Source organism: Vibrio maerlii, assembly GCF_003415655.1.
Lineage (GTDB): Bacteria > Pseudomonadota > Gammaproteobacteria > Enterobacterales > Vibrionaceae > Vibrio > Vibrio maerlii.
The window spans coordinates 79,117-99,242 of sequence record NZ_QRHC01000014.1; the positions used below are offsets into that span (position 1 = coordinate 79,117).

At 44.0% G+C, this 20,126-nt stretch carries 17 protein-coding genes, 1 tRNA gene and 1 rRNA gene; 9 read left to right on the top strand and 10 right to left on the bottom strand.

Going from position 1 to position 20,126, the window contains the following annotated elements; all coding sequences use genetic code 11:
* Window positions 1–57 precede the first annotated feature (57 nt).
* The gene (locus tag DPF91_RS19490; RefSeq protein ID WP_117236109.1) at window positions 58–783 is read left to right on the top strand and encodes a 1-acylglycerol-3-phosphate O-acyltransferase; all 726 of its coding nucleotides are present in this window, start codon (window positions 58–60) and stop codon (window positions 781–783) included.
* 70 nt (window positions 784–853) lie between these two features.
* Here DPF91_RS19490 and DPF91_RS19495 read toward each other — a convergent pair whose 3' ends face one another.
* From DPF91_RS19495 to arcA, 5 genes are all read right to left on the bottom strand, one after another.
* Window positions 854–1,243: a RidA family protein gene (locus DPF91_RS19495; RefSeq protein WP_117236110.1), complete on the bottom strand. Its 390-nt coding sequence runs from the start codon at window positions 1,241–1,243 to the stop codon at window positions 854–856.
* Window positions 1,244–1,365: 122 nt separating this feature from the next.
* A complete protein-coding gene (gene pyrI / locus DPF91_RS19500; RefSeq protein WP_117236111.1) occupies window positions 1,366–1,827 on the bottom strand; it encodes an aspartate carbamoyltransferase regulatory subunit in 462 nt (153 codons plus the stop codon).
* Between the two features lie 15 nt (window positions 1,828–1,842).
* Complete coding sequence (gene pyrB, locus DPF91_RS19505) at window positions 1,843–2,772, bottom strand: aspartate carbamoyltransferase (RefSeq protein ID WP_117236112.1); 930 nt, start codon at window positions 2,770–2,772, stop codon at window positions 1,843–1,845.
* Window positions 2,773–3,033: 261 nt separating this feature from the next.
* Entirely contained in the window at window positions 3,034–4,038 is a 1,005-nt protein-coding gene (argF, locus tag DPF91_RS19510) for an ornithine carbamoyltransferase (protein WP_117236113.1), read from the bottom strand.
* A gap of 128 nt (window positions 4,039–4,166) precedes the next feature.
* A complete protein-coding gene (gene arcA / locus DPF91_RS19515; RefSeq protein WP_117236114.1) occupies window positions 4,167–5,387 on the bottom strand; it encodes an arginine deiminase in 1,221 nt (406 codons plus the stop codon).
* Between the two features lie 577 nt (window positions 5,388–5,964).
* On the opposite strand from arcA, the gene rraB reads away from it, so the two are divergent.
* From rraB to DPF91_RS19530, 3 genes are all read left to right on the top strand, one after another.
* Window positions 5,965–6,375: a ribonuclease E inhibitor RraB gene (gene rraB / locus DPF91_RS19520; protein WP_117236115.1), complete on the top strand. Its 411-nt coding sequence runs from the start codon at window positions 5,965–5,967 to the stop codon at window positions 6,373–6,375.
* Window positions 6,376–6,563: 188 nt separating this feature from the next.
* A complete protein-coding gene (locus DPF91_RS19525; RefSeq protein ID WP_123766771.1) occupies window positions 6,564–8,570 on the top strand; it encodes a methyl-accepting chemotaxis protein in 2,007 nt (668 codons plus the stop codon).
* 158 nt (window positions 8,571–8,728) lie between these two features.
* Window positions 8,729–9,529, top strand: coding sequence for a glycosyl hydrolase 2 galactose-binding domain-containing protein (locus DPF91_RS19530; protein WP_117236117.1), 801 nt, complete (start codon window positions 8,729–8,731; stop codon window positions 9,527–9,529).
* Between the two features lie 127 nt (window positions 9,530–9,656).
* Here DPF91_RS19530 and DPF91_RS19535 read toward each other — a convergent pair whose 3' ends face one another.
* The 4 genes from DPF91_RS19535 to pepA all read right to left on the bottom strand — a co-directional run bounded on the left by DPF91_RS19535 (window position 9,657) and on the right by pepA (window position 15,340).
* A complete protein-coding gene (locus DPF91_RS19535; protein ID WP_117236118.1) occupies window positions 9,657–10,034 on the bottom strand; it encodes a DUF2061 domain-containing protein in 378 nt (125 codons plus the stop codon).
* 295 nt (window positions 10,035–10,329) lie between these two features.
* Window positions 10,330–13,203 (bottom strand): valine--tRNA ligase, encoded by a 2,874-nt coding sequence (locus tag DPF91_RS19540; protein ID WP_117236119.1) that lies wholly within the window; start codon window positions 13,201–13,203, stop codon window positions 10,330–10,332.
* Window positions 13,204–13,295: 92 nt separating this feature from the next.
* Window positions 13,296–13,748 carry a DNA polymerase III subunit chi gene (locus tag DPF91_RS19545; protein WP_117236120.1) on the bottom strand — a complete coding sequence of 151 codons (453 nt, stop codon included), beginning with the start codon at window positions 13,746–13,748 and terminating at the stop codon, window positions 13,296–13,298.
* Between the two features lie 83 nt (window positions 13,749–13,831).
* A complete protein-coding gene (pepA, locus tag DPF91_RS19550; protein ID WP_117236121.1) occupies window positions 13,832–15,340 on the bottom strand; it encodes a leucyl aminopeptidase in 1,509 nt (502 codons plus the stop codon).
* Between the two features lie 191 nt (window positions 15,341–15,531).
* Here pepA and lptF point away from each other — a divergent pair, with 191 nt between their 5' ends.
* Together lptF and lptG are read left to right on the top strand one after the other, a co-directional pair.
* The gene (gene lptF, locus DPF91_RS19555; protein WP_117236122.1) at window positions 15,532–16,632 is read left to right on the top strand and encodes an LPS export ABC transporter permease LptF; all 1,101 of its coding nucleotides are present in this window, start codon (window positions 15,532–15,534) and stop codon (window positions 16,630–16,632) included.
* 3 nt (window positions 16,633–16,635) lie between these two features.
* Entirely contained in the window at window positions 16,636–17,706 is a 1,071-nt protein-coding gene (gene lptG / locus DPF91_RS19560) for an LPS export ABC transporter permease LptG (RefSeq protein WP_117236123.1), read from the top strand.
* Between the two features lie 65 nt (window positions 17,707–17,771).
* Here lptG and DPF91_RS19565 read toward each other — a convergent pair whose 3' ends face one another.
* On the bottom strand, window positions 17,772–18,245 hold the full coding sequence (locus DPF91_RS19565) for an RDD family protein (RefSeq protein WP_117236124.1): 474 nt from the start codon (window positions 18,243–18,245) through the stop codon (window positions 17,772–17,774).
* A gap of 190 nt (window positions 18,246–18,435) precedes the next feature.
* On the opposite strand from DPF91_RS19565, the gene DPF91_RS19570 reads away from it, so the two are divergent.
* From DPF91_RS19570 to DPF91_RS19590, 3 genes are all read left to right on the top strand, one after another.
* Window positions 18,436–18,520, top strand: a tRNA-Leu gene (locus DPF91_RS19570).
* Window positions 18,521–18,852: 332 nt separating this feature from the next.
* The gene (locus DPF91_RS19580; protein ID WP_117236126.1) at window positions 18,853–19,260 is read left to right on the top strand and encodes a VOC family protein; all 408 of its coding nucleotides are present in this window, start codon (window positions 18,853–18,855) and stop codon (window positions 19,258–19,260) included.
* Window positions 19,261–20,004: 744 nt separating this feature from the next.
* Window positions 20,005–20,126 (top strand): 16S ribosomal RNA (locus tag DPF91_RS19590); the annotation flags it as partial.

Below are 20,126 nucleotides of genomic sequence, written 5' to 3' on the forward strand. Positions count from 1 at the left end.
TTTCATTGTCGGTTAGTTTTTACTTATTCGATAAGTCAGGTTGATTCGGAGAAAGAAATGATTGCTCTATTGAGAATAATCGCAGTCGCTATTTTCGCTGTGCTTATGTTCGTGTTTGGATGTGGTTATTGTTTATTCAGCCCACGTAACCCTAAGCACGTTTTCACGTTTGGCCGTTACTTTGGGCGTATGTCTAAGGTGTTTGGTATTAAGCTAGATTTACGCATACCAGAAGACGCATACAACCGAGGCCAGCATATTTATATCGCTAACCACCAAAACAATTGGGATCTGTTTACAGTGTCATCAGCTGTAACGCCTAAGGTCGTAACGGTGGGTAAAAAGAGCCTAGCTTGGATGCCGCTATTCGGCCAGCTTTACTGGCTAACCGGTAATATCCTGATTGACCGGGCTAATCGCAGTAAGGCAGTAGGTACGATTGACCAGGTGGTAGATAACCTTAATGAATCTGATGTGTCTGTTTGGATGTTCCCAGAAGGTACACGCTCTCGCGGTCGCGGCTTGCTGCCGTTCAAAACCGGAGCATTCCACGCAGCAGTAGGTGCAAAACTGCCAATCATTCCAATCGTTTGTAGCTCGACAGATGGTATTAAACTTAATCGTTGGAACAACGGTCATGTGATTGTCGAGATGTTGCCACCTGTAAGTATTGAAGGTTACGACAAATCAAATATTCGTGAACTGGCGAACGAGTGTCGTGAGCAAATGAAGACGAAATTAGCTGAGCTTGATGAAGAAGTTAAGCAGTTAAATGCTAAGTAGCTTATCAGTCTATAAAGATTGAGCAGACACAACAAAACGGGGAGCCACTGGCTCCCCGTTTTTTGTCCGATTACTTACGAACCGCAATCGCTTCGATTTCGATACCCACATCTTTTGGTAGACGTGCTACTTCAACACAAGAGCGAGCAGGGTAGTTTGCAACTTTGTGCTCATCGAAGAACTTACCGTAAACCTCGTTCACTGTACCAAAGTCGTTTAGGTCTTTAACGAATACCGTCATCTTAACGATGTCTGTAACGGATAAGCCCGAAGACTCAACAACCGCTTTTACGTTCTCTAGAGATTGACGAGCTTGCTCTGCGATATCTTCAGATACTTCGCCTGTTGCTGGGTTTACAGGGATTTGGCCAGAAGTCATAACCATACCGCCAAGGTCTACACCTTGAACATAAGGGCCGATAGCTGCTGGTGCTGATTCTGTGTGAAGTACTTTAGTCATTGTATTTTCCATGTAGATGTAACAGTGGATTCAGTGTGCCGATAAAATATCGAAGGGTAAAGATTAAAATACCTCGCTAAGGCGAGGTATTTCATAGTTCTGACATGTGAAAGGGAGAATTCTTATCTCTCAGTCACAATTTCACGTGAGAACACTTTTTCGCAGTACTTACACTTCAATCGAATATCTTGTTTCTTCTCAATGACCTTGAAGCTGCTTTCAACGGGTTCATTGTGAGTAATACAGTTGGTGTTTGGGCACTCGAAGACATTGTTCACTTGCTCTGGAAGTTCAAGTGCAAGCTTCTTCACCACTTGATATTCTTCGATTTGGTTTACCGTTGCATGTGGCGCATACAGAGCAAGTTTGTTCGCTTGCTCTTCATTGATAAATACGTTTTCAATCTTAAGCAGGTCTTTCGCACCTAGGGCAGATGATGGCAGGTTAAGGCCTACTGTTACGCGTTGCTGTGAGTTATGCATGTTGAAAAGCTTAAGTACCTTAATGCCCACTTGAGCAGGGATATGGTCGATAACCGTACCATTCTTGATAGCTTCTACCTGCAATTGAGTTTCTTTAGCCATATTTATTCTCCTCGATTACAGTGTTTCGTTAAGTACTAGGGCCAGCAGAGCTTCACGAGCATAGACGCCGTTTTCTGCTTGCTCAAAGTAGTAAGCGTGTGGGGTTTTATCTACGTCTACCGTGATTTCGTCAACACGTGGCAGTGGGTGTAGAACCTTAAGGTTTGCCTTTGCATCTGACAGTAGGTTCGCTGTTAGGATGTAGGCAGACTTGATATGCGCATACTCAGATTCATCGAAACGCTCTTTCTGTACACGCGTCATGTAAAGAATATCCAGCTCCGGAATCACGCTCTCCATGTCTGTGTGCAGACTGTATTGGATACCTGCTTCATCTAGCTCTTCACAGATGTAATCTGGCATTGCCAGTGCTTCTGGTGCGATGAAGTAGAAGCGTACGTTGCTGAACTTCGCTAATGCTTGTGTCAGAGAGTGGACTGTACGGCCATATTTGAGGTCACCAACAAATGCCACGTTGAGGTTGTCTAGGCGACCTTGTGTCTCAGCAATTGAGAACAGGTCAAGCAGTGTCTGCGTAGGGTGCTGGTTAGCACCATCACCAGCGTTAATCACAGGTACACCATTAGAAAACTCAGAGGCAAGGCGTGCTGCGCCCTCTTGAGGATGACGCATAACAAACGCATCGACGTAAGAAGAGATAACCTGAACAGAGTCCGCCAGCGTCTCACCTTTTTTTGCTAGAGAAGTATTACCGCCGCTATCAAACCCAATAACATCACCACCGATGCGTTGAATTGCAGTCTCAAATGAGAGGCGGGTACGGGTTGAAGGTTCAAAGAAGCAGCTTGCAATGACTTTATTTTTAATCAGCTCAGGCTGCGGAGAGGCTTTCAGTTTACCAGCCGTATCAACAATCAATTCTAGCTCATCACGAGAGAGCTCAGGAATTGAGATAATGTGCTTTTGAAAAAGCGAGTTAGCCATAATCTTCTTCCCTTTCAATTTTCAGTAGGTACAAAAAAGCCCCCCAAATATGGGAGGCTTCAAAAAACGGAGGAAATAGTGAAAAGGCCAGCATCTAAGCGCGATAGCTTAGCTTTAAAACATTCTGTAATACACAAACTGCGTGGCATTGAGTCACTACCTCCAGACAAATTGCAGAGAATTATACGCTGAAGAATTGTGAGCGCAAGCGATTACATCACTCTTTACAAATAGCTTTTAAGAGAATGCTAACTCTCTGAATTAACTGCCTAAGGTTGCCACCATCACCGCTTTTATTGTGTGCATACGGTTTTCAGCTTCATCGAACACGATAGAATAGTCAGACTCAAAAACCTCATCCGTCACTTCCAAACCATTCATACCGTATTTCTCAGCAACTTCTTTACCGACGGTTGTTTCATCATTGTGGAAAGCCGGCAGACAATGCATAAACTTCACGTTTGGGTTTTCAGTTGCCTTGATGACATCCATGTTCACCTGATAGGGTTTCATCAATGCCACGCGTTCATCCCAAGCTTGTTCTGACTCACCCATCGATACCCAAACATCGGTGTAAAGATAATCACAGCCTTTTACACCTTCTTGGACATCTTCGGTAAATACCAGTTTAGCACCAGTCTTTTCTGCTATCGCTAAGCATTGGTCTATGAGATCTTGCTCCGGCCAGAATTGTTTGGGTGCGACCATATGGATTTCCATCCCCATTTTTGCAGCACCAACCATCAACGAGTTACCCATGTTGTTGCGAGCATCACCAAGGTAAGCGAAAGTGATTTCGTGCAGTAGCTTGCCTTTGCCGTGCTCGAGCATGGTTAGGAAGTCAGCAAGTATTTGTGTCGGGTGAAACTCATTAGTCAAACCGTTCCATACTGGAACCCCGGCATGCTCTCCAAGCTCTTCTACGATCTCTTGACCATAGCCCCGGTATTCGATGCCATCGTACATACGACCTAATACACGTGCGGTATCCTTCATCGATTCTTTGTGACCAATCTGCGAACCTGATGGACCGATATAAGAAACTTGTGCACCCTGATCAAAGGCTGCAACCTCAAATGCACAGCGAGTTCTAGTTGAAGCTTTTTCGAAGATCAAAGCAATGTTTTTACCTACCAAACGTCGCTGCTCTGTGCCTGCATATTTCGCTTTCTTAAGATCCACTGATAGATCGATCAAAAATTGGATCTCTTTAGGGTTGAAGTCGAGCAGTTTTAAGAAGTTCCGATTACGTAGATTAAAAGCCATACCTTGGCCTCCAGTTGTTAGGGAATAGTTTAAGTGTAGTAAAACATAAAAATGCTATATTTGTGAATAATTATTTTGTTTGTGTTGTAAAAAAGCCAACTCGAAAGTTGGCTCTGGATCTGAATTGATTAGATAGAGTCTCGTTCTATTGGGCAACTCATACAGCGTGCACCGCCGCGGCCTCTTCCTAGCTCATTACCTGGAATCGTCAGTACCTCAATGCCGGCTTTATCGTACTTTTCATTGGTGTAAACGTTACGCTCATAGCCTATGACTACGCCAGGCTTAACCGTAAGTACGTTGTTCGCATCGTTCCACTGCTCACGCTCAGCCTCATAGCTATCACCACCCGTTGTGATGATTCTCAGTTGGTCGAGCCCTAATGCAGATTCTACGGCCTTAACATAGTTGGGCATTTGCTTGACGTTGAGTGAGCCATCAGCCTTAGGTGTAAGCTGCCAGGTATCTAAGTCTTGGCGCATGATTTCTGGATAAACAGAGAAGGTATCGATATCCATGTGTGTCATGACGGTATCAAGGTGCATGCATGAACGGTGCTTTGGAAGATCAATGGCAATCACTTGAGAAGCTTGTCCGCTTGCGAATAGATGCGCTGCGAGGTTTTCCACGCCTTGTGGTGTCGTACGTTCAGAAATACCAATCAGAACCGCACCCTTACCAATAACCAATACGTCACCGCCCTCAATGGTCGCATTGTCATAGTGTCGGTCTTCATCACCGAAGTAGCGAATAAATTCTTGTCCAGCAAAGATAGGGTGCCATCGATAAATCGCTCGTAGGTGGTTAGTTTCACGCTGGCGAGCAGGCATCATCATTGGGTTTAGTGAAACACCACCATACACCCAACATGAAGTATCACGAGTAAACAAGTGGTTAGGCAGAGGTTCAATCACGAAGTCCAACGGACGGTGCATCTTCGGCAACATAGATGAAGATTTGATTGGCAACTCAGAGTAAGCCAAGCCACCAAGTAGAATAGTCGCGAGATGATCGTTGGTCATATCTGCTAAGTAGTGCTTGAGATCAGTCGCAAAGGTAGGGCCATAGCGATAATCAGAGATCTGTGTATTGAGAAGCCAGGTTTTTGCTTCTGGAACGGCAAGCGTTTCCACTAATAGATCGTGTAGATGAAGTACCTCGACACCTTGATTGGTGAGTGTCTGAGAAAAAATATCATGCTCTTCACCTGCAGCCTCTACAGCCAATACGTCATCAAACAGCAATTCATGACAGTTTGATGGGGTGAGGTGAGTCAGTGCTCGCTCTGGGCGGTGGAGCAAAACGCGTCGGAGTTGTCCTACTTCCGAACCAACGTAAAGTTGAGTCATTGTGTATCCTTACTGTTTCAACAGCCTGTATTTATGACAAGCTTATCGCCAAGTTGCAAGTCTGTTATGTAGGGAGTAATGGGTGTTGATATCTGATAATGCAGTTTATTTCACTTAGAAAGCTTATGGATATGGTTGATTTTACTTTTGTGTTGCTAGCTTACGAAGCCGCTTTTTATGCAAAAAATATCGAGCAGGTTATATGAATGGAATTATGTTTATTCTGACTACTAAATCAACCAGGCTGCAGGTTTTTTATAAAAAGTTGGGTAATTAGTCATGAAGCACAGCTAAGGATTAATGTGAAATGAGTAAGGTTCTATGCTTTTTAATGGTTTTGATAAGTATAAATTGAAACAGTTTAAAAGCGTCTATTGAACTTTCTTCAATCTATGAGTGTTTCAAGATATTTTTGTTATAAAAATGTGAACCTAACAAGGTCGGTTTTTAGGAGCTATGATCTTTTGAGCGAAATAAGGCAAGATCCTCCGTAAGTAGGTAGCTTTTCACCGGGATCCATGCCATATTCCCTCGGTATTTTATGTCTAAATTATCCAACCATTCTGGAGCCAATATCATGTCTCATGAAGATGAATATCTATCAGTTGAAGAGTTAATCGAAATCCAAAAAGAAGAGACTCGCGATATCATTGCAGCATTGATCGAAGATGGCAGTGACCCTGATGCTCTTTATGAGATTGAACACCACCTATTTGCAGAAAACTTCGAAACGCTAGAGAAAGCAGTGGTAGAAGCATTCAAGATGGGCTTTGAAGTTCTTGAAGCAGAAGAAACAGAAGATGAAGACGGTAATAAGCTGCTTTGCTGCGATGCGACAATGGAAACAGCGCTGAAAGCGGAACTTATTGATGAGCAAGTTGAGAAACTCGTTAATCTCGCTGAGAAGTACGACATTATTTACGATGGCTGGGGTACTTTCTATGAGGGTGAAGATGCTATCTACGATGAAGAAGACGACGAAGAATAATTGTAGAAAAGTCACATTTTGTAGATCTAAATGCTATTGATGATTAAAGCTATTTTATAATTGGTCGATATGAAATAGGCGAATTTAGTTTCATAAAGAAATGTGATGCACAATTGAAATATTGTGTGAAAGAGAATTTCGAAGTGGGCGAGTATCGCCCACTTTTTTTATTTTCAGGGAGTAATACAGTGAGAGTTTCACTTATCCAACGAATCGTAATCGGATTTACGGTGATTATGTTGGCGGTCGCTGCAATCAGCTTTTCAGCGTATCGCTCTGATATCAAGATGGCCGAACAGCTAGAGTTGACTGCAGCGACATTACCGACTGTCTTGGACCACTCAAATACATTGATGCAGCATCTACAAGATGCAAACCGTTTGATGTTGGTTCATGCGAACCAACAGTCAGAGTCTAATCGCCAGCAGCAAAGAGCCGCGTTTGAAGCCGCTGCACAACGCTACGATGAAATGTCAGCCCAACTGAACTCAGAAGTTACGAACTTTCCGCGTCTGAAGACTCTACTTGCTGAAATAGATGCTAACGCGCAAAACTTTTTCTCAGTTGCTCGTGAGCAACTTACCACTCATGATCAACGTATCAAGGCTCGCCAATCATCGAATGATCAACTCAAGCGTTTTGATGAAGAATGGATCTTCTTTGAACAAGATATGAAAGATCTTTCTTCAGAAGCTAATGCTGATGGTGATAGTCGCACGGCATGGGATGTTGATTACTTGCTAAATCAAGGTCGTGGTGCTGCTTCTTATATCAAGAATTTACTGGCAGTAAGTGAAACCGCAGAGCTCAATAACTTCCAAGCTGAACTTAATGCCCACTTACAGCGCTTTGATGAAAAAGCAAAGAATGTAATTGCCTCTTCTGACTATTATGCAGAAATGGTTGAACCATACCTGAACGTTCTCAACAAAGAGATCCTTGACCCACAAGGCACACTTCAACTTCATTTAAGCTATATTGAGCTGAATGAAAGTAGCCGTACATTACTTTCTCAGCTCGCAACTAAGATGGACATCCTGATTGCAGAATCTGTAACGCTGGTGGACTCGATTCGTGATGTATCTTCACAAGCTCTACTAGAAGCAGAACAAGAGGCAGAACAAGCTCTACTGATTAACACCGTGCTTGCACTCATCTCTGTTGTTGTTGCCGTGACGGTGGCTCTAACTGTGATTCGTGCGATTCGCCGACCTCTTGTCGATATTACCCAAGCGTTAGATTCATTAGCAATGGGCGATCTCACTTATCGAGTTGAATCTAACTATAGCTCAGAGATGAATCAGATTGCGACCTCGATTAATCACTTGAGTGGCAACTTAACAGGCCTTATTCAGAAGATTCATACTTCGGTAGAAACCATCAATGGCGTAGCGAATGAAACCATGAGCCTAGGCCAAAAGACTCGCTGTGATATTGAACAGCAGAAGTATGCGACGGATTCTGTTGCCACAGCGGTTACTGAAATGGAATCAGCGGTACACCAAGTTGCGAGCCATGCATCTGATACGAGCCATGAAGTTGAAGCATTAAGTGATATGGCTGAGACCAACAAACAAGGCATGACCAGTAATGTGGAGTTCGTTAATCAGCTGAAATCATCATTGGAAGAGGCGACTCAAGTGATCAATGAGCTGTCTGCTGAATCGAATCAGATCAGTGAAATCTTGACGGTCATTCAGGGGATTTCTGAGCAAACGAACTTGCTCGCATTGAACGCAGCGATTGAAGCGGCACGTGCAGGTGAACATGGTCGAGGTTTTGCTGTTGTTGCCGATGAGGTGCGCACACTGGCTAATCGTTCGCAGCAGTCTGCTAATGAGATCAGCGATATGATCAACCGCTTACAAGGTAAAGCAAGCCAGGCGGTGAGCATTGTTGAGCAGAACCTTTCACATGCCGATAAATCAGTAGAGCAGACGCAATCAGCGAGCATGTCACTACAACAAATGGTTGAGCGTTTGGCGCTGATCAACGATATGAGCCGAGCTATTGCAACAGCATCTGAGCAGCAGAGCGCTGTAGCGAAAGAGGTCGCTGAGAACATTGTCGGCATTTCAGATACAGCTCAAAGCATCGCTTCAGATGCAGAGAAGTCTGCACAAGTGAGCCAGTCACTTCATGAACTATCATGCGAACAAGGACAGCTCGTATCGACCTTTAAAATGGCAAACTAACGCGATACGATTACCTAATTAGTGTTATCTATTTGTATTCAAACACCCGAGAAAATGTTACTTTCTCGGGTGTTTTTATATCTAGTGCATTCTATAGCGGGTAGTTTATATACTCATTATTAAAATGAGTGCCAAAGAAAGTAGATAAAAGGATTTCAATGCGCCTATCTCTCGCAGGGTTATGGCAAGTCTCACCACTGACTGACCTATCCATTCCTCAAGATGATATTACCTTTCCAGCACCACTGAGCTCCGTTTTACCTGAGGCTCTGAGTGAGTCGATGATTGCTGCTCAGGAGTGGCACCTTATGCACGATATCGAGGTTGATGAAGCCATGTTGGCCATACCTTGTGTCGAGTTGGTGCTTGCAGGTATTGATTATAATGCTGAAGTGCGTTTAAACGGTCGAGCATTGTTTGATTGTGATGGCACTCAACGCGAATATCGCAAAGAGGTTCAAGATTACTTGCAGCTGGGTCGTAACCGTTTTGAAGTGTTATTCCTAGAAGAAGATGAAGACCTACTCTTTGATGAGGATTTTGCAGAGAGCGATCAAGCAACGAAGAAGTTAGACAAACAAGATGAACGTATGGGGATCTGGAAAGAACCTTATTTGCAGTTCATTTCTAATGTTAGGCTCGATCAGGTGGTGACTGAACAAATCTGGCACCATGGTGGTGGTTGTGAGTTCAAAGTCGATTTGATCTACCGGACATTTAAACCCGGTTTAGTCTCTGCATCGATTAAGTTTAATGGGATGAAGTTTGTATTACCGATTGATGTGCGAGCTGAGCACACGGGTATTATCTTTCAGGTCGAAGCGCCTATCATAGGTGATCCTCAGCAACCGACTGACGCGAGTGCATATATGTTAGAGGTTGAGTTAGATGGTCAAAAAGAGATAAGCGCTATTGTGCTCAACCCTTCTGAGTGTGTAAGTCAGTTCTTGCGAGATTAATTGATAATTCGAGTGTTTAGAAAGCGACATATGAACGAAAAAGAGCAGCCATTGTGCTGCTCTTTTTCTATTAGTTATCAAGAGCCTCGTTATCAAAAGCTATCAGTTATAAAGGATTGATGCCTTGTTAAGCCATCGCTGGAGTGGGGTGCTCACGCTGCCAAACTTTTTCATGGAAGTAATAAGCGACAGTATTCACACTTGGTTCAAGCATGGCCATCACACCACCAATAAATGCATCACCGGTTAATAGGTAAACCACACCAAAAGCGACACTAAAATGGATGGTAGCAAAGCTTGCTGTTTTTACTTTAGTCATCCATTCACGTTTTCTCAGAGCAGGGATTGTACCCCATGCCTTTTCGTGGAAGTAGAAAGCGACACTGTTAACCGATGGTTCAATCAAAGCAATCAAACTACCGATTAAGATCTCGCCTGTTAGCAGGTAAGCCACAGTAAAAGCAATAGTGAAATGTAATGCTGCAAAGGTAAGTGTCTTTTTCATAATGATGCCTCAATAACTGTTGATGTAAATATTATTGATAATCATTATCATTTAATCAAGGTGTTTTTTGTAATTAGTTTGATAGGGGGAAGCTATTGAAAGGCATGGGAAGTGTCTAGTGAAGAGCAGTTCCTAGTTTCTAGAGAATAGTTCTTAAAGAATGGTTTCTTGAAATAACCTCAAGGAACTAGGAACTCGTTTCTAGGAACTCAAAACCGAGGTAGTAAAAAACAAAAAGGCCGACATTTTCATGTCAGCCTTTCTGTTTCAGCTTAGTACTTAGAGTGCAGTGCTATTAAAGCGCAGCAATCGTCGCTTTCTGCTCTTCTAGCTTAGCTAGTGTTTCCTGGTAACCCACTAGCTTTTCACGCTCTTTCGCAATAACCGCTTCAGGTGCTTTGGCAACGAAGCCTTCGTTACCTAGCTTGCCTTCGATACGTTTGATTTCGCCGTGAGTTTTCTTCACTTCTTTATCAAGACGAGCAAGCTCTGCATCTTTGTCGATAAGGCCTGCCATTGGGATCATCAGCTCAGACTTGCCAACTAGTTTAGTTGCACATGCTGGTGTGTCGGCATCTTGAGCAAGAACTGTCAGGCTATCTAGCTTAGCAAGAGAGTTTAGAACGACCTTGTTTGCTTCGATACGCGCTGCATCTTTCTCATCTGCTACTTTGATCATAACTTCTAGGCCTTTGCTAGGAGCAATGTCATATTCTGCACGTAGGTTACGGATAGCAGTGATGAACGTCTTAACCCACTCGATGTCTTCTACGATCTCAGCGTTGAAGTTATCTTCGTTAAACTGAGGAAGCGCTTGAGTCATGATTGTCTCGCCCTCAACACCGTCTACTAGCGGCTTAACGCTCTGCCAGATAGATTCAGTGATGTAAGGAAGAACAGGGTGAGCAAGACGTAGCGTCTTCTCTAGAACTGTAATCAGCATGTGGCGAGTTGCAACTTGCTGCGCTTCAGTGCCTTTCCATAGAACCGGTTTAGTCAGCTCTAAGTACCAGTCACAGAATTGGTTCCAGATGAATTCGTAAAGCGTGTTCGCTGCCATGTCTAGACGGTAGTTGTCTAGGTGAGCGTTAAACTCTTTCGCTGCTAGCTCAAACTGAGATTCAATCCACTTATCTGCTAGAGAGAACTCAAGGTTAGCGCGCTCTTCAGTCGATAGTGACATGCCACAATCGTGCTCTTCTGTGTTCATCAGTACGTAACGGCTTGCGTTCCATAGCTTGTTACAGAAGTTACGGTAACCTTCAAGACGCTTCATGTCCCAGTTGATGTCACGACCAGTAGAAGCCATCGCAGCAAGAGTGAAACGCAATGCATCTGTACCGTATGGTTCGATACCGTTTTCAAACGTCTTACGTGTGTTCTTCTCGATCTTCTTCGCTAGCTGAGGCTGCATCATGTTGCCACAACGCTTTTCAACTAGAGACTCAAGGTCGATACCATCAATCATGTCGATAGGGTCAAGAACGTTACCCTTAGACTTAGACATCTTGTCACCGTTCTCGTCACGGATAAGACCCGTTACGTAAACCGTCTTGAATGGTACTTGTGCTTTACCATTTTCATCTTTGTTGAAGTGCATGGTCATCATGATCATACGCGCAACCCAGAAGAAGATGATGTCGAAGCCTGTTACTAGAACGTCTGAAGGGTGGAATGTCTTCAGGTCTTCAGTTTGCTCTGGCCAGCCTTGAGTACCGAACGTCCATAGTGCAGAAGAGAACCATGTATCCAGTACGTCGTCGTCTTGGCGAAGAACAACAACAGGTGCAAGGTTGTTGTTTGCACGCACTTCTTCTTCAGTACGGCCTACATATACGTTGCCGTCGTTGTCGTACCATGCTGGGATACGGTGACCCCACCAAAGTTGACGAGAGATACACCAGTCTTGAATGTCACGCATCCAAGAGAAGTACATGTTTTCGTACTGCTTAGGAACGAACTGAATGTCACCATCTTCAACCGCTTTAACAGCAGGCTCTGCAAGAGGTGCAGCACGTACGTACCACTGGTCCGTTAGCATTGGTTCGATAACCACGCCACCACGGTCGCCGTAAGGTACTGTTAGATCGTGATCTTTGATTTCGTCTAGAAGGCCCAGCTCTTCGAATTTAGCAACGATCGCTTTACGAGCAGCAAAACGCTCCATACCTTGGAATTCTTCAGGTAGGTCAGTTGCGTAAACATCGCTTGCTTCGCCGTTCGTGCAGAACACTTCAGCTTCGCTGCGGATGTTTGCATCGAACGTCAGGATGTTGATCATTGGTAGCTTACAACGCTTACCAACTTCGTAGTCGTTAAAGTCGTGTGCAGGAGTGATCTTCACACAACCAGTACCTTTCTCCATGTCAGCGTGCTCATCACCTACGATAGGGATGCGACGCTCAACAAGAGGAAGTAGGATTTCTTTACCGATCAGATCTTTGTAACGAGGATCTTCTGGGTTAACAGCAACGCCAGTATCACCAAGCATGGTTTCTGGACGAGTTGTTGCAACGACAATGTAGTCTTTGCCTTCAGCCGTCTTAACGCCATCAGCTAGTGGGTAGCGGAAGTGCCACATGTGGCCTTTTTTATCTTTGTTTTCAACTTCAAGATCAGAGATAGCTGTGTGCAGCTTAGGATCCCAGTTTACTAGACGCTTACCACGGTAGATTAGGTCTTCTTCGTATAGACGAACAAACACTTCTTGAACTGCGTTAGACAGGCCGTCATCCATAGTGAAACGCTCACGGTCCCAGTCTACCGATGCACCAAGGCGACGAAGCTGCTTAGTGATCGTGCCACCAGACTCGTTCTTCCATTCCCAGATCTTGTCGATGAAGGCATCACGACCGTAATCGTGCTTAGTTTTGCCTTCTTCTGCAGCGATCTTACGCTCAACAACCATTTGAGTTGCGATACCAGCGTGGTCAGTACCTACCTGCCAAAGGGTGTTTTTGCCCTTCATACGCTCAGCACGGATCAGAGTATCCATGATCGTATCTTGGAACGCGTGGCCCATGTGTAGGCTACCAGTGACGTTCGGTGGCGGGATCATGATGCTGTATGATTCTTTCGTCGTGTCACCGTGTGGCTTAAAGTAGCCTTTCTCTTCCCAAGCTTGGTAAAGAGCTTGTTCAATTGAAGTTGGGTTGTATGTCTTTTCCATAGTACTCATTTACTGGATACGTTGATGGTTATCGTAGTCAATCTTTATAAGTGAACTCTCTAGAAGGAGAGCTTAACTATAAGGATTGACGGTTAAGGATGCTGGATCTCAATGGTTTGCAGTTGATACCCTGCTTGACGGTAAATTTTATACCTTTCTCGAGCCAGTTGCTTAGCTTTTTCTTCGCAAGGGACGAAGTCTACCACTTGAGCAAAGGCGTTCGCAAAGGTTGTCTGATTATCCGCCAGATTTATTACGAGTTGTCGGTTCCAACTGTGTTTGGCTCCGATAAAGCCTATTTCAACATTGGTCGCATATTTGGGGCCTTCTCCCACCAAATTGTGGGCGAGATAATGCTCGGGTGGTTGCTGCCAGAACAGTTCAGCCAGTTCTTCTGCATGTGTACGGTCATTGCAACTAAGCAGAACTTTTGCTCCTTGGGTTGCGAAGTGGCGTGCTAGAAAAATCACATACTCATTGAAACCCGTTGAGTTTGCCTGAGGCGAGTTTTCATTCACTATGTAAAAGGTTGCGGTCTGATTCATCTTTGTCTCAACACACCTAAGCCACCGGCTTTAGCTGAAAATCGGTAATAAAAAAGGGCGCTTAGCGCCCTTTCTGTGAAGATTTACTCTTCAATCTCGTCGCCTGCTCGGTTCAGTAAGAACTGGACAAGCATTGAGACTGGACGGCCTGTTGAGCCTTTCGCTGCACCTGACTTCCATGCAGTACCAGCAATATCAACGTGTGCCCAGTTGTACTTCTTAGCGAACTTAGACAGGAAACAACCCGCAGTAATAGTGCCACCAGGGCGACCACCGATGTTTGCCATATCTGCAAACGGGCTGTTTAACTGCTCATGGAATTCGTCAGCCATTGGTAGACGCCATGCGCGGTCACCTGCTTGCTCAGAAGCGTTTACTAGCTCGTGAGAAAGTGGGTTGTGGTTTGAGATAACACCACTGATGTGATGACCAAGTGCGATAACACATGCACCTGTTAGTGTCGCAACGTCAACAACACACTCTGGTTCAAAACGTTCAACGTAAGTTAGCGCATCACAAAGTACTAAGCGACCTTCAGCATCCGTATTTAGAACCTCAACTGTCTGACCTGACATGGTAGTTAGGATGTCACCTGGACGGTAAGCGTTGCTACCTGGCATGTTTTCACACCCGGCTAAAATTGCTACCACGTTGATAGGTAGGTTTAGTTTAGCCAGCGCTTTCATTGTACCGAATACCGATGCCGCACCACACATGTCGTACTTCATTTCATCCATACCTTCGCCAGGCTTAAGCGAGATACCGCCTGAATCGAATGTTAGACCTTTACCGATCAGTACGATTGGCTTCGCGTCTGGATCTGGATTGCCCTTGTACTCCATGATAGACATCATAGATTCATTCTTAGAGCCACGACCTACTGCTAGGTAAGAAGTCATGCCCAGTTTTTCCATCTCTTCTTCACCGATGATCTTAGTCGATACGGTTTCGAAATCGTCAGCTAAACGACGTGCTTGAGAGGCAAGGTATGCAGGGTTAGCAATGTTTGGTGGCATGTTGCCAAGGTCTTTCGATGCTTTCACACCTGAAGATACCGCTAGCCCGTGAGCAATTGCCTTTTCACCAAGGTTGAGCTCACGACGTGTTGGTACGTTAAATACAAGCTTGCGCAGCGGGCGGCGAGTTTCTGGTTTGTTGCTCTTGAACTGATCGAATGTGTACAGACCGTCTTTCGTTGCTTCAACCGCTTGACGTACTTTCCAGTAGGTGTCGCGACCTTTAACGTGCAGCTCTGTTAGGAAACATACCGCTTCCATAGAGCCCGTTTCGTTTAGCGTGCTGATCGTTTTTTGGATGATCTCTTTGTATTGACGCTCACCTAGTTCACGCTCTTTACCGCAGCCAACAAGTAGAACACGTTCTGACAGTACTCCAGGCACTTGATGCAGAAGCAACATTTGGCCAGGCTTACCTTCTAGATCACCGCGACGAAGTAGTGAGCTGATGTAACCATCACTGATCTTATCAAGCTGCTCCGCTACTGGAGAAAGACGACGTGGTTCGAATACGCCCACAACGATACATGCGCTACGTTGTTTTTCTGGACTGCCACTTTTTACACTGAACTCCATTTGTACTCCTACATCCTGAAGACAAATCAAACTAAATGTTAGATAATGAAATCTTACTTGTTGAATCCTATAATGGAATCAAGTGACCAGTAAGCATGAAACACTTAGTTAAAAATTAAAAAAATAAAAGGTTCAACGGGAAATTATAGTGATTCAATCAAAAAAACAAGTTTTGTATAGGTAATTTCAGCGTGATTATTGTCAGATATTTGATCCGCGAGACACTCAAAAGCCAATTTGCGATCTTTTTTGTTCTATTTTTAGTCTTCATTAGTCAAAAATTCATTACTGTTTTGGCTGATGCGTCCGATGGTGATATCCCCGCGCGTCTAATTCTTTCTATTGTTGGTTTGAATATGCCAACAATGGGTCTACTCATGCTTCCATTAAGCCTATTTATTGGCATCTTGCTCACTTTCGGCCGTCTGTATGCAGAAAGTGAAATTACGGTAATGAACGCAACGGGTATTGGTAATAAATTTCTAATTCAAGCGGCACTATATCTTGCATTACTTACCGGTGGTGTCGCAGCATTCAATTCACTGTGGCTTGCACCATGGAGTCAGGACCGTGAAGCTCAATTAATGGAAGAGGTCGCGGCACAAAATAGTGTCGATTTGATCAAGAAAGGACAGTTTCAACGCACTCCAGATGGCTCGTCGGTAGTGTTCATTGATGATATTGAAGATAACAAGTTGACCAACGTGTTTGTTGCTCAGCTGCGCCCGCGTGATTCCATACTTCCAAGTGTTATGTTTTCTGACTCGGGTGATGTAAAAGAGTACAACGATGGCCGCCAGGTAATAACCATGTATGACGGTACTCGGTACGAAGGTGTGCCAACACGCGTTGATTATATGGTGACTCACTTTAATGAATACGATGGCTTAATTGGTCAACGAGAAGTGAAGCAAAAAGGTCGTGATTGGGAAGCGTTACCAACGTTGGCACTTGTTGGGCATCCTGATCTTTCTGCCAAAGCTGAGCTTCAATGGCGTATCTCGCTGATAGTGTGTATTCCTCTTTTAACCATGTTGGTGGTTCCGTTATCAGCAGTGAACCCCCGCCAAGGTCGTTTTGCTAAGATGGGGCCGGCAATTCTGATATATCTTGCTTACTTCCTCGCGATGAGTGCAACTAAGTCAGCAATCGAAGATGGTGGCATCCCTGCGTATATTGGAATGTGGCCAATCAACATTGCACTTTTCTTGGCAGCTGTAGTGGCCAACTCTATGGATAGTATTCCTGTTCGTCGTTTCAAAGATAAACTCAAGCAACGTAAGGCAGCATAATTCGTGTTTAAGATTTTAGACCTTTATATAGGTAGAACCATTATCGCGACCTCAACCTTGGTACTGGTTACCTTGGTTGGCTTATCGGGCATCATTAAATACGTTGAACAATTGAGAAAGGTAGGCCGTGGTACTTTCGATCTGTTGCAGGCGCTTTACTTCGTTATTTTGAGTATCCCTCGTGATATCGAGATGTTCTTCCCTATGGCGGCGCTATTAGGTTCTTTGATTGCACTTGGTATGTTAGCATCAAGCTCTGAATTAGTGGTCATGCAAGCTTCTGGTTACTCGAAGCTTGATATCGGTTTGTCAGTTCTAAAGACAGCAGTTCCCTTGATGTTAATCGTTATGCTGCTTGGTCAGTGGGGCGCACCACAAGCGCAAAAGATGGCGCGTGAGCTAAGAGCATTCTCTATCTCTGGTGGTAATATTGCATCGGTATTGAGTGGTGTCTGGGCAAGGGATGCGAATGACTTTATCTTTATCGGTCGTGTGGATGATGATGAGCTGCGTGTGCTCAACATGTGGCGCTTCGATGATGAAAAAAATCTCGATACTGTTATTTTTGCTAAGAAGGTTGATTACATCGGTGACAATGAGTGGATGATGAAAGATGTGCAAATCACTCATATGGACAATCAACAAGAGCTATATAAAGAAGAACTACCAACATATCGTTGGAAAACTTCTTTGGCTCCAGACAAGTTGCAGGTCGTTACGGTGAAACCAGAAGAGTTAGCGCTGAGCGGATTGTATGATTATGTGACTTACTTGAAAGCTTCTGAGCAGGATGCCTCTCGTTATGAATTAGCCTTCTGGCGTAAACTGACACAACCTCTCTCTATCGCCGTAATGATGTTGATGGCTCTGTCGTTTGTATTCGGTCCGTTACGAAGTGTGACGATGGGGGCTCGAATACTATCGGGTGTTATTGCTGGATTCACCTTCTATATATCGAGTGAGTTTTTTGGGCCACTCAGCCTCGTTTACGGTTTTCCTCCAGCACTCGGTGCCGTCGCTCCAAGTTTGGCTTTCTTAATGGTAGCTATCCTGCTGTTAAGACGAAAACTCTAAAATGTGTGAATAATAAAAGAGGGAAGGCAAATGCCTTCCCTCTTTTACATGTGTTTGTCGTTGAACTAGTTTGCTTTTGGTAGTACGACAATCTCTGTATTCGCCCAAATGTCTTGGAAACCGCGTTTCTCTGTATCAAACGGAACGGTAAGATTCGCCAAACCAAATGCTGAAGTAGCGATACGGATCAAACACTGAGTCAGGGTAATTGGCTTACCAGTGGTGCTTTGAAGTCTAAGCTTCCATGCTCGCATACCGAGAGTTTGTCCCGCACGAGTCCAAAAGAAAACAAAGAAGTAGACCCAGATAAACGCTAGGTAAGCGGTGTAGACTAAACTCCAAACAGGGTGGTTTGAGAGCAGGTCACTTACATCTACGTAACTGCCATAATTCATAATGCCAGTCGCCACGAGAGCTTCAAGAATGGCAATTACAATACCTGCAGCCATCATCTCAATAGCGATAATAATCAGGGCGTCATAAAACAGGGCAGCCAAGCGTCGGAATAAGCTGGCCTTTGGAAGAGTTGTTTCTGTCATAGTTTCTATACAAGATAATGAAGTTGCAGCAAGGTTAGCGAGTTGAGGATTCACTGCAAAGTAAATTTCGTATCAATAAATGAGTTTATGATGAAATTGTGCTCAAACAAACGCTTTTTCAATATTTTGCCCTTGCTTGCCTGATAGGCATACGTATAATGCCAAACATCGAAAGGGGAAACCCCAAGATGCCGGTATGGTGAAATTGGTATACACGACGGATTCAAAATCCGTTGCCTTCGGGCGTGGCGGTTCAAGTCCGCCTACCGGTACCATATACAGAAAGGTCGCTTCTAAAGCGGCCTTTCGTCGTTTTGGGTGTTTGAAGCTTGAGTTTGTTGCCCTTCGTTACCTTCGCGGTGGCGGCAGGAATGCCTGTCCAATCATTCCGCCTACCGGTACCATATATAGAAAGGTCGCTTTTAAAGCGGCCTTTCGACGTTTTGGCTACTTTAAAAGTTATATCCCATACGTATCTCAGGCATTCATGCAGAAGTGCCTTTATCTACATTGATTTTTACTTATCTTAATATGAAGTGAATTCTTCCTAATAACTTCCATCTACTTGTCTATGATTAAACCAAGACAAACGAAAAGGAAGTTGTGAATGTATCAATTAAATCCGTATCTCTTTTTTGCAGGACGTTGTGAGGAAGCATTAGAGTTCTACCAAAAATGCTTTGGTGGTGTTGTTATAACAAAGCAATTATTTAAGGATGCGCCTCAACAAATAGAGGGAGCAGATCCTGATTGGGTCATGCACTCTGAGTTTGAAGCCTTTGGTATGAAGCTTATGCTTTCCGATGGAATGGTTGCGAAAGAGTTAACGGGTAATAATGTGGCTTTGTCATTAGTGCTTGATGACTTGGATGAGCAAGCAAGACTGTTTGATAAGCTCTCTCATGGTGGACACATTATGATGCCACTGGCAGATACTTTTTGGGGTGCTCGATTTGGTAAAGTAGAAGACCAATTTGGTATTCGCTGGATGCTCCATTGCGAGTTGCTTAAGTAGAAGCATCGGTGATTAAGTTGGAATGCATCATTAGCACCAATTACAATCATTAGTAAAAATGATCAGTGTAAGAGTCGGAAAGGTCACTTTTTAGTGGCCTTTTATCTTTTCTGGTATCGGCAGATTGAGAAAGGTCTATATAAAGAGAGCATAAGAGGGGAGAAGAATAGCTAGTTATCCACAAGTGTTTGTGAGTAACTTGAGGGTGAAATGTTCGTAAATAAGCCTTTGGTTGGTTTTTTGTTCAAATGGCAGGTTTTTTGAATTTATTTGCAAAAAGGGCTTGCTAGTGTGACAGCGATCTCTATAATGCGCTTCCACTGACACGGCAGAGCCCACAAGGCTTCAGCGAGTAGTCAGAAGGATGAGTAAGACAAATTAGTGATGAGTTTCTGAATAAAAAGAAATTCAAAAATAATCTCAAAAAAGTGTTTGACACTGAGATTTGAATCGCTAAAATGCGCATCCACTTTGAGAGGAACGCAAAACGCTTCTTTCTTAAAGAATTAGCTCTTTAACAATTTAAACCTATCAATCTGTGTGGGCACTCGTTGATGATAATCACTAAGTTTGTTTTCGCTTTTATAAGCAAAGACAAACAGATACTTCGGTATCAAAATGGTTTTCAATGAACTGAGTGACCAATCGATAATTTATTATCGGCACAGTCAATTCAAAGTCTCTAGGAACTAGCTTCTAGTCACTAGGAACTTAAATCAGTATTCATTGAGCCGACAAAATCTTAAATTGAAGAGTTTGATCATGGCTCAGATTGAACGCTGGCGGCAGGCCTAACACATGCAAGTCGAGCGGAAACGAGTTATCTGAACCTTCGGGGGACGATAACGGCGTCGAGCGGCGGACGG

Excerpts from the sequence above, each read along its gene's own strand:
- DPF91_RS19580 (WP_117236126.1), top strand. The coding sequence starts at position 18,853 with ATGTATCAATTAAATCCGTATCTCTTTTTTGCAGGACGTTGTGAGGAA.
- rraB (WP_117236115.1), top strand. The coding sequence starts at position 5,965 with ATGTCTCATGAAGATGAATATCTATCAGTTGAAGAGTTAATCGAAATC.
- pyrI (WP_117236111.1), bottom strand. The coding sequence starts at position 1,827 with ATGGCTAAAGAAACTCAATTGCAGGTAGAAGCTATCAAGAATGGTACG.
- arcA (WP_117236114.1), bottom strand. The coding sequence starts at position 5,387 with ATGACTCAACTTTACGTTGGTTCGGAAGTAGGACAACTCCGACGCGTT.
- pyrB (WP_117236112.1), bottom strand. The coding sequence starts at position 2,772 with ATGGCTAACTCGCTTTTTCAAAAGCACATTATCTCAATTCCTGAGCTC.
- DPF91_RS19490 (WP_117236109.1), top strand. The coding sequence starts at position 58 with ATGATTGCTCTATTGAGAATAATCGCAGTCGCTATTTTCGCTGTGCTT.
- argF (WP_117236113.1), bottom strand. The coding sequence starts at position 4,038 with ATGGCTTTTAATCTACGTAATCGGAACTTCTTAAAACTGCTCGACTTC.
- DPF91_RS19545 (WP_117236120.1), bottom strand. The coding sequence starts at position 13,748 with ATGAATCAGACCGCAACCTTTTACATAGTGAATGAAAACTCGCCTCAG.
- DPF91_RS19535 (WP_117236118.1), bottom strand. The coding sequence starts at position 10,034 with ATGAAAAAGACACTTACCTTTGCAGCATTACATTTCACTATTGCTTTT.
- DPF91_RS19540 (WP_117236119.1), bottom strand. The coding sequence starts at position 13,203 with ATGGAAAAGACATACAACCCAACTTCAATTGAACAAGCTCTTTACCAA.
- DPF91_RS19565 (WP_117236124.1), bottom strand. The coding sequence starts at position 18,245 with ATGACAGAAACAACTCTTCCAAAGGCCAGCTTATTCCGACGCTTGGCT.
- DPF91_RS19530 (WP_117236117.1), top strand. The coding sequence starts at position 8,729 with ATGCGCCTATCTCTCGCAGGGTTATGGCAAGTCTCACCACTGACTGAC.
- pepA (WP_117236121.1), bottom strand. The coding sequence starts at position 15,340 with ATGGAGTTCAGTGTAAAAAGTGGCAGTCCAGAAAAACAACGTAGCGCA.
- DPF91_RS19495 (WP_117236110.1), bottom strand. The coding sequence starts at position 1,243 with ATGACTAAAGTACTTCACACAGAATCAGCACCAGCAGCTATCGGCCCT.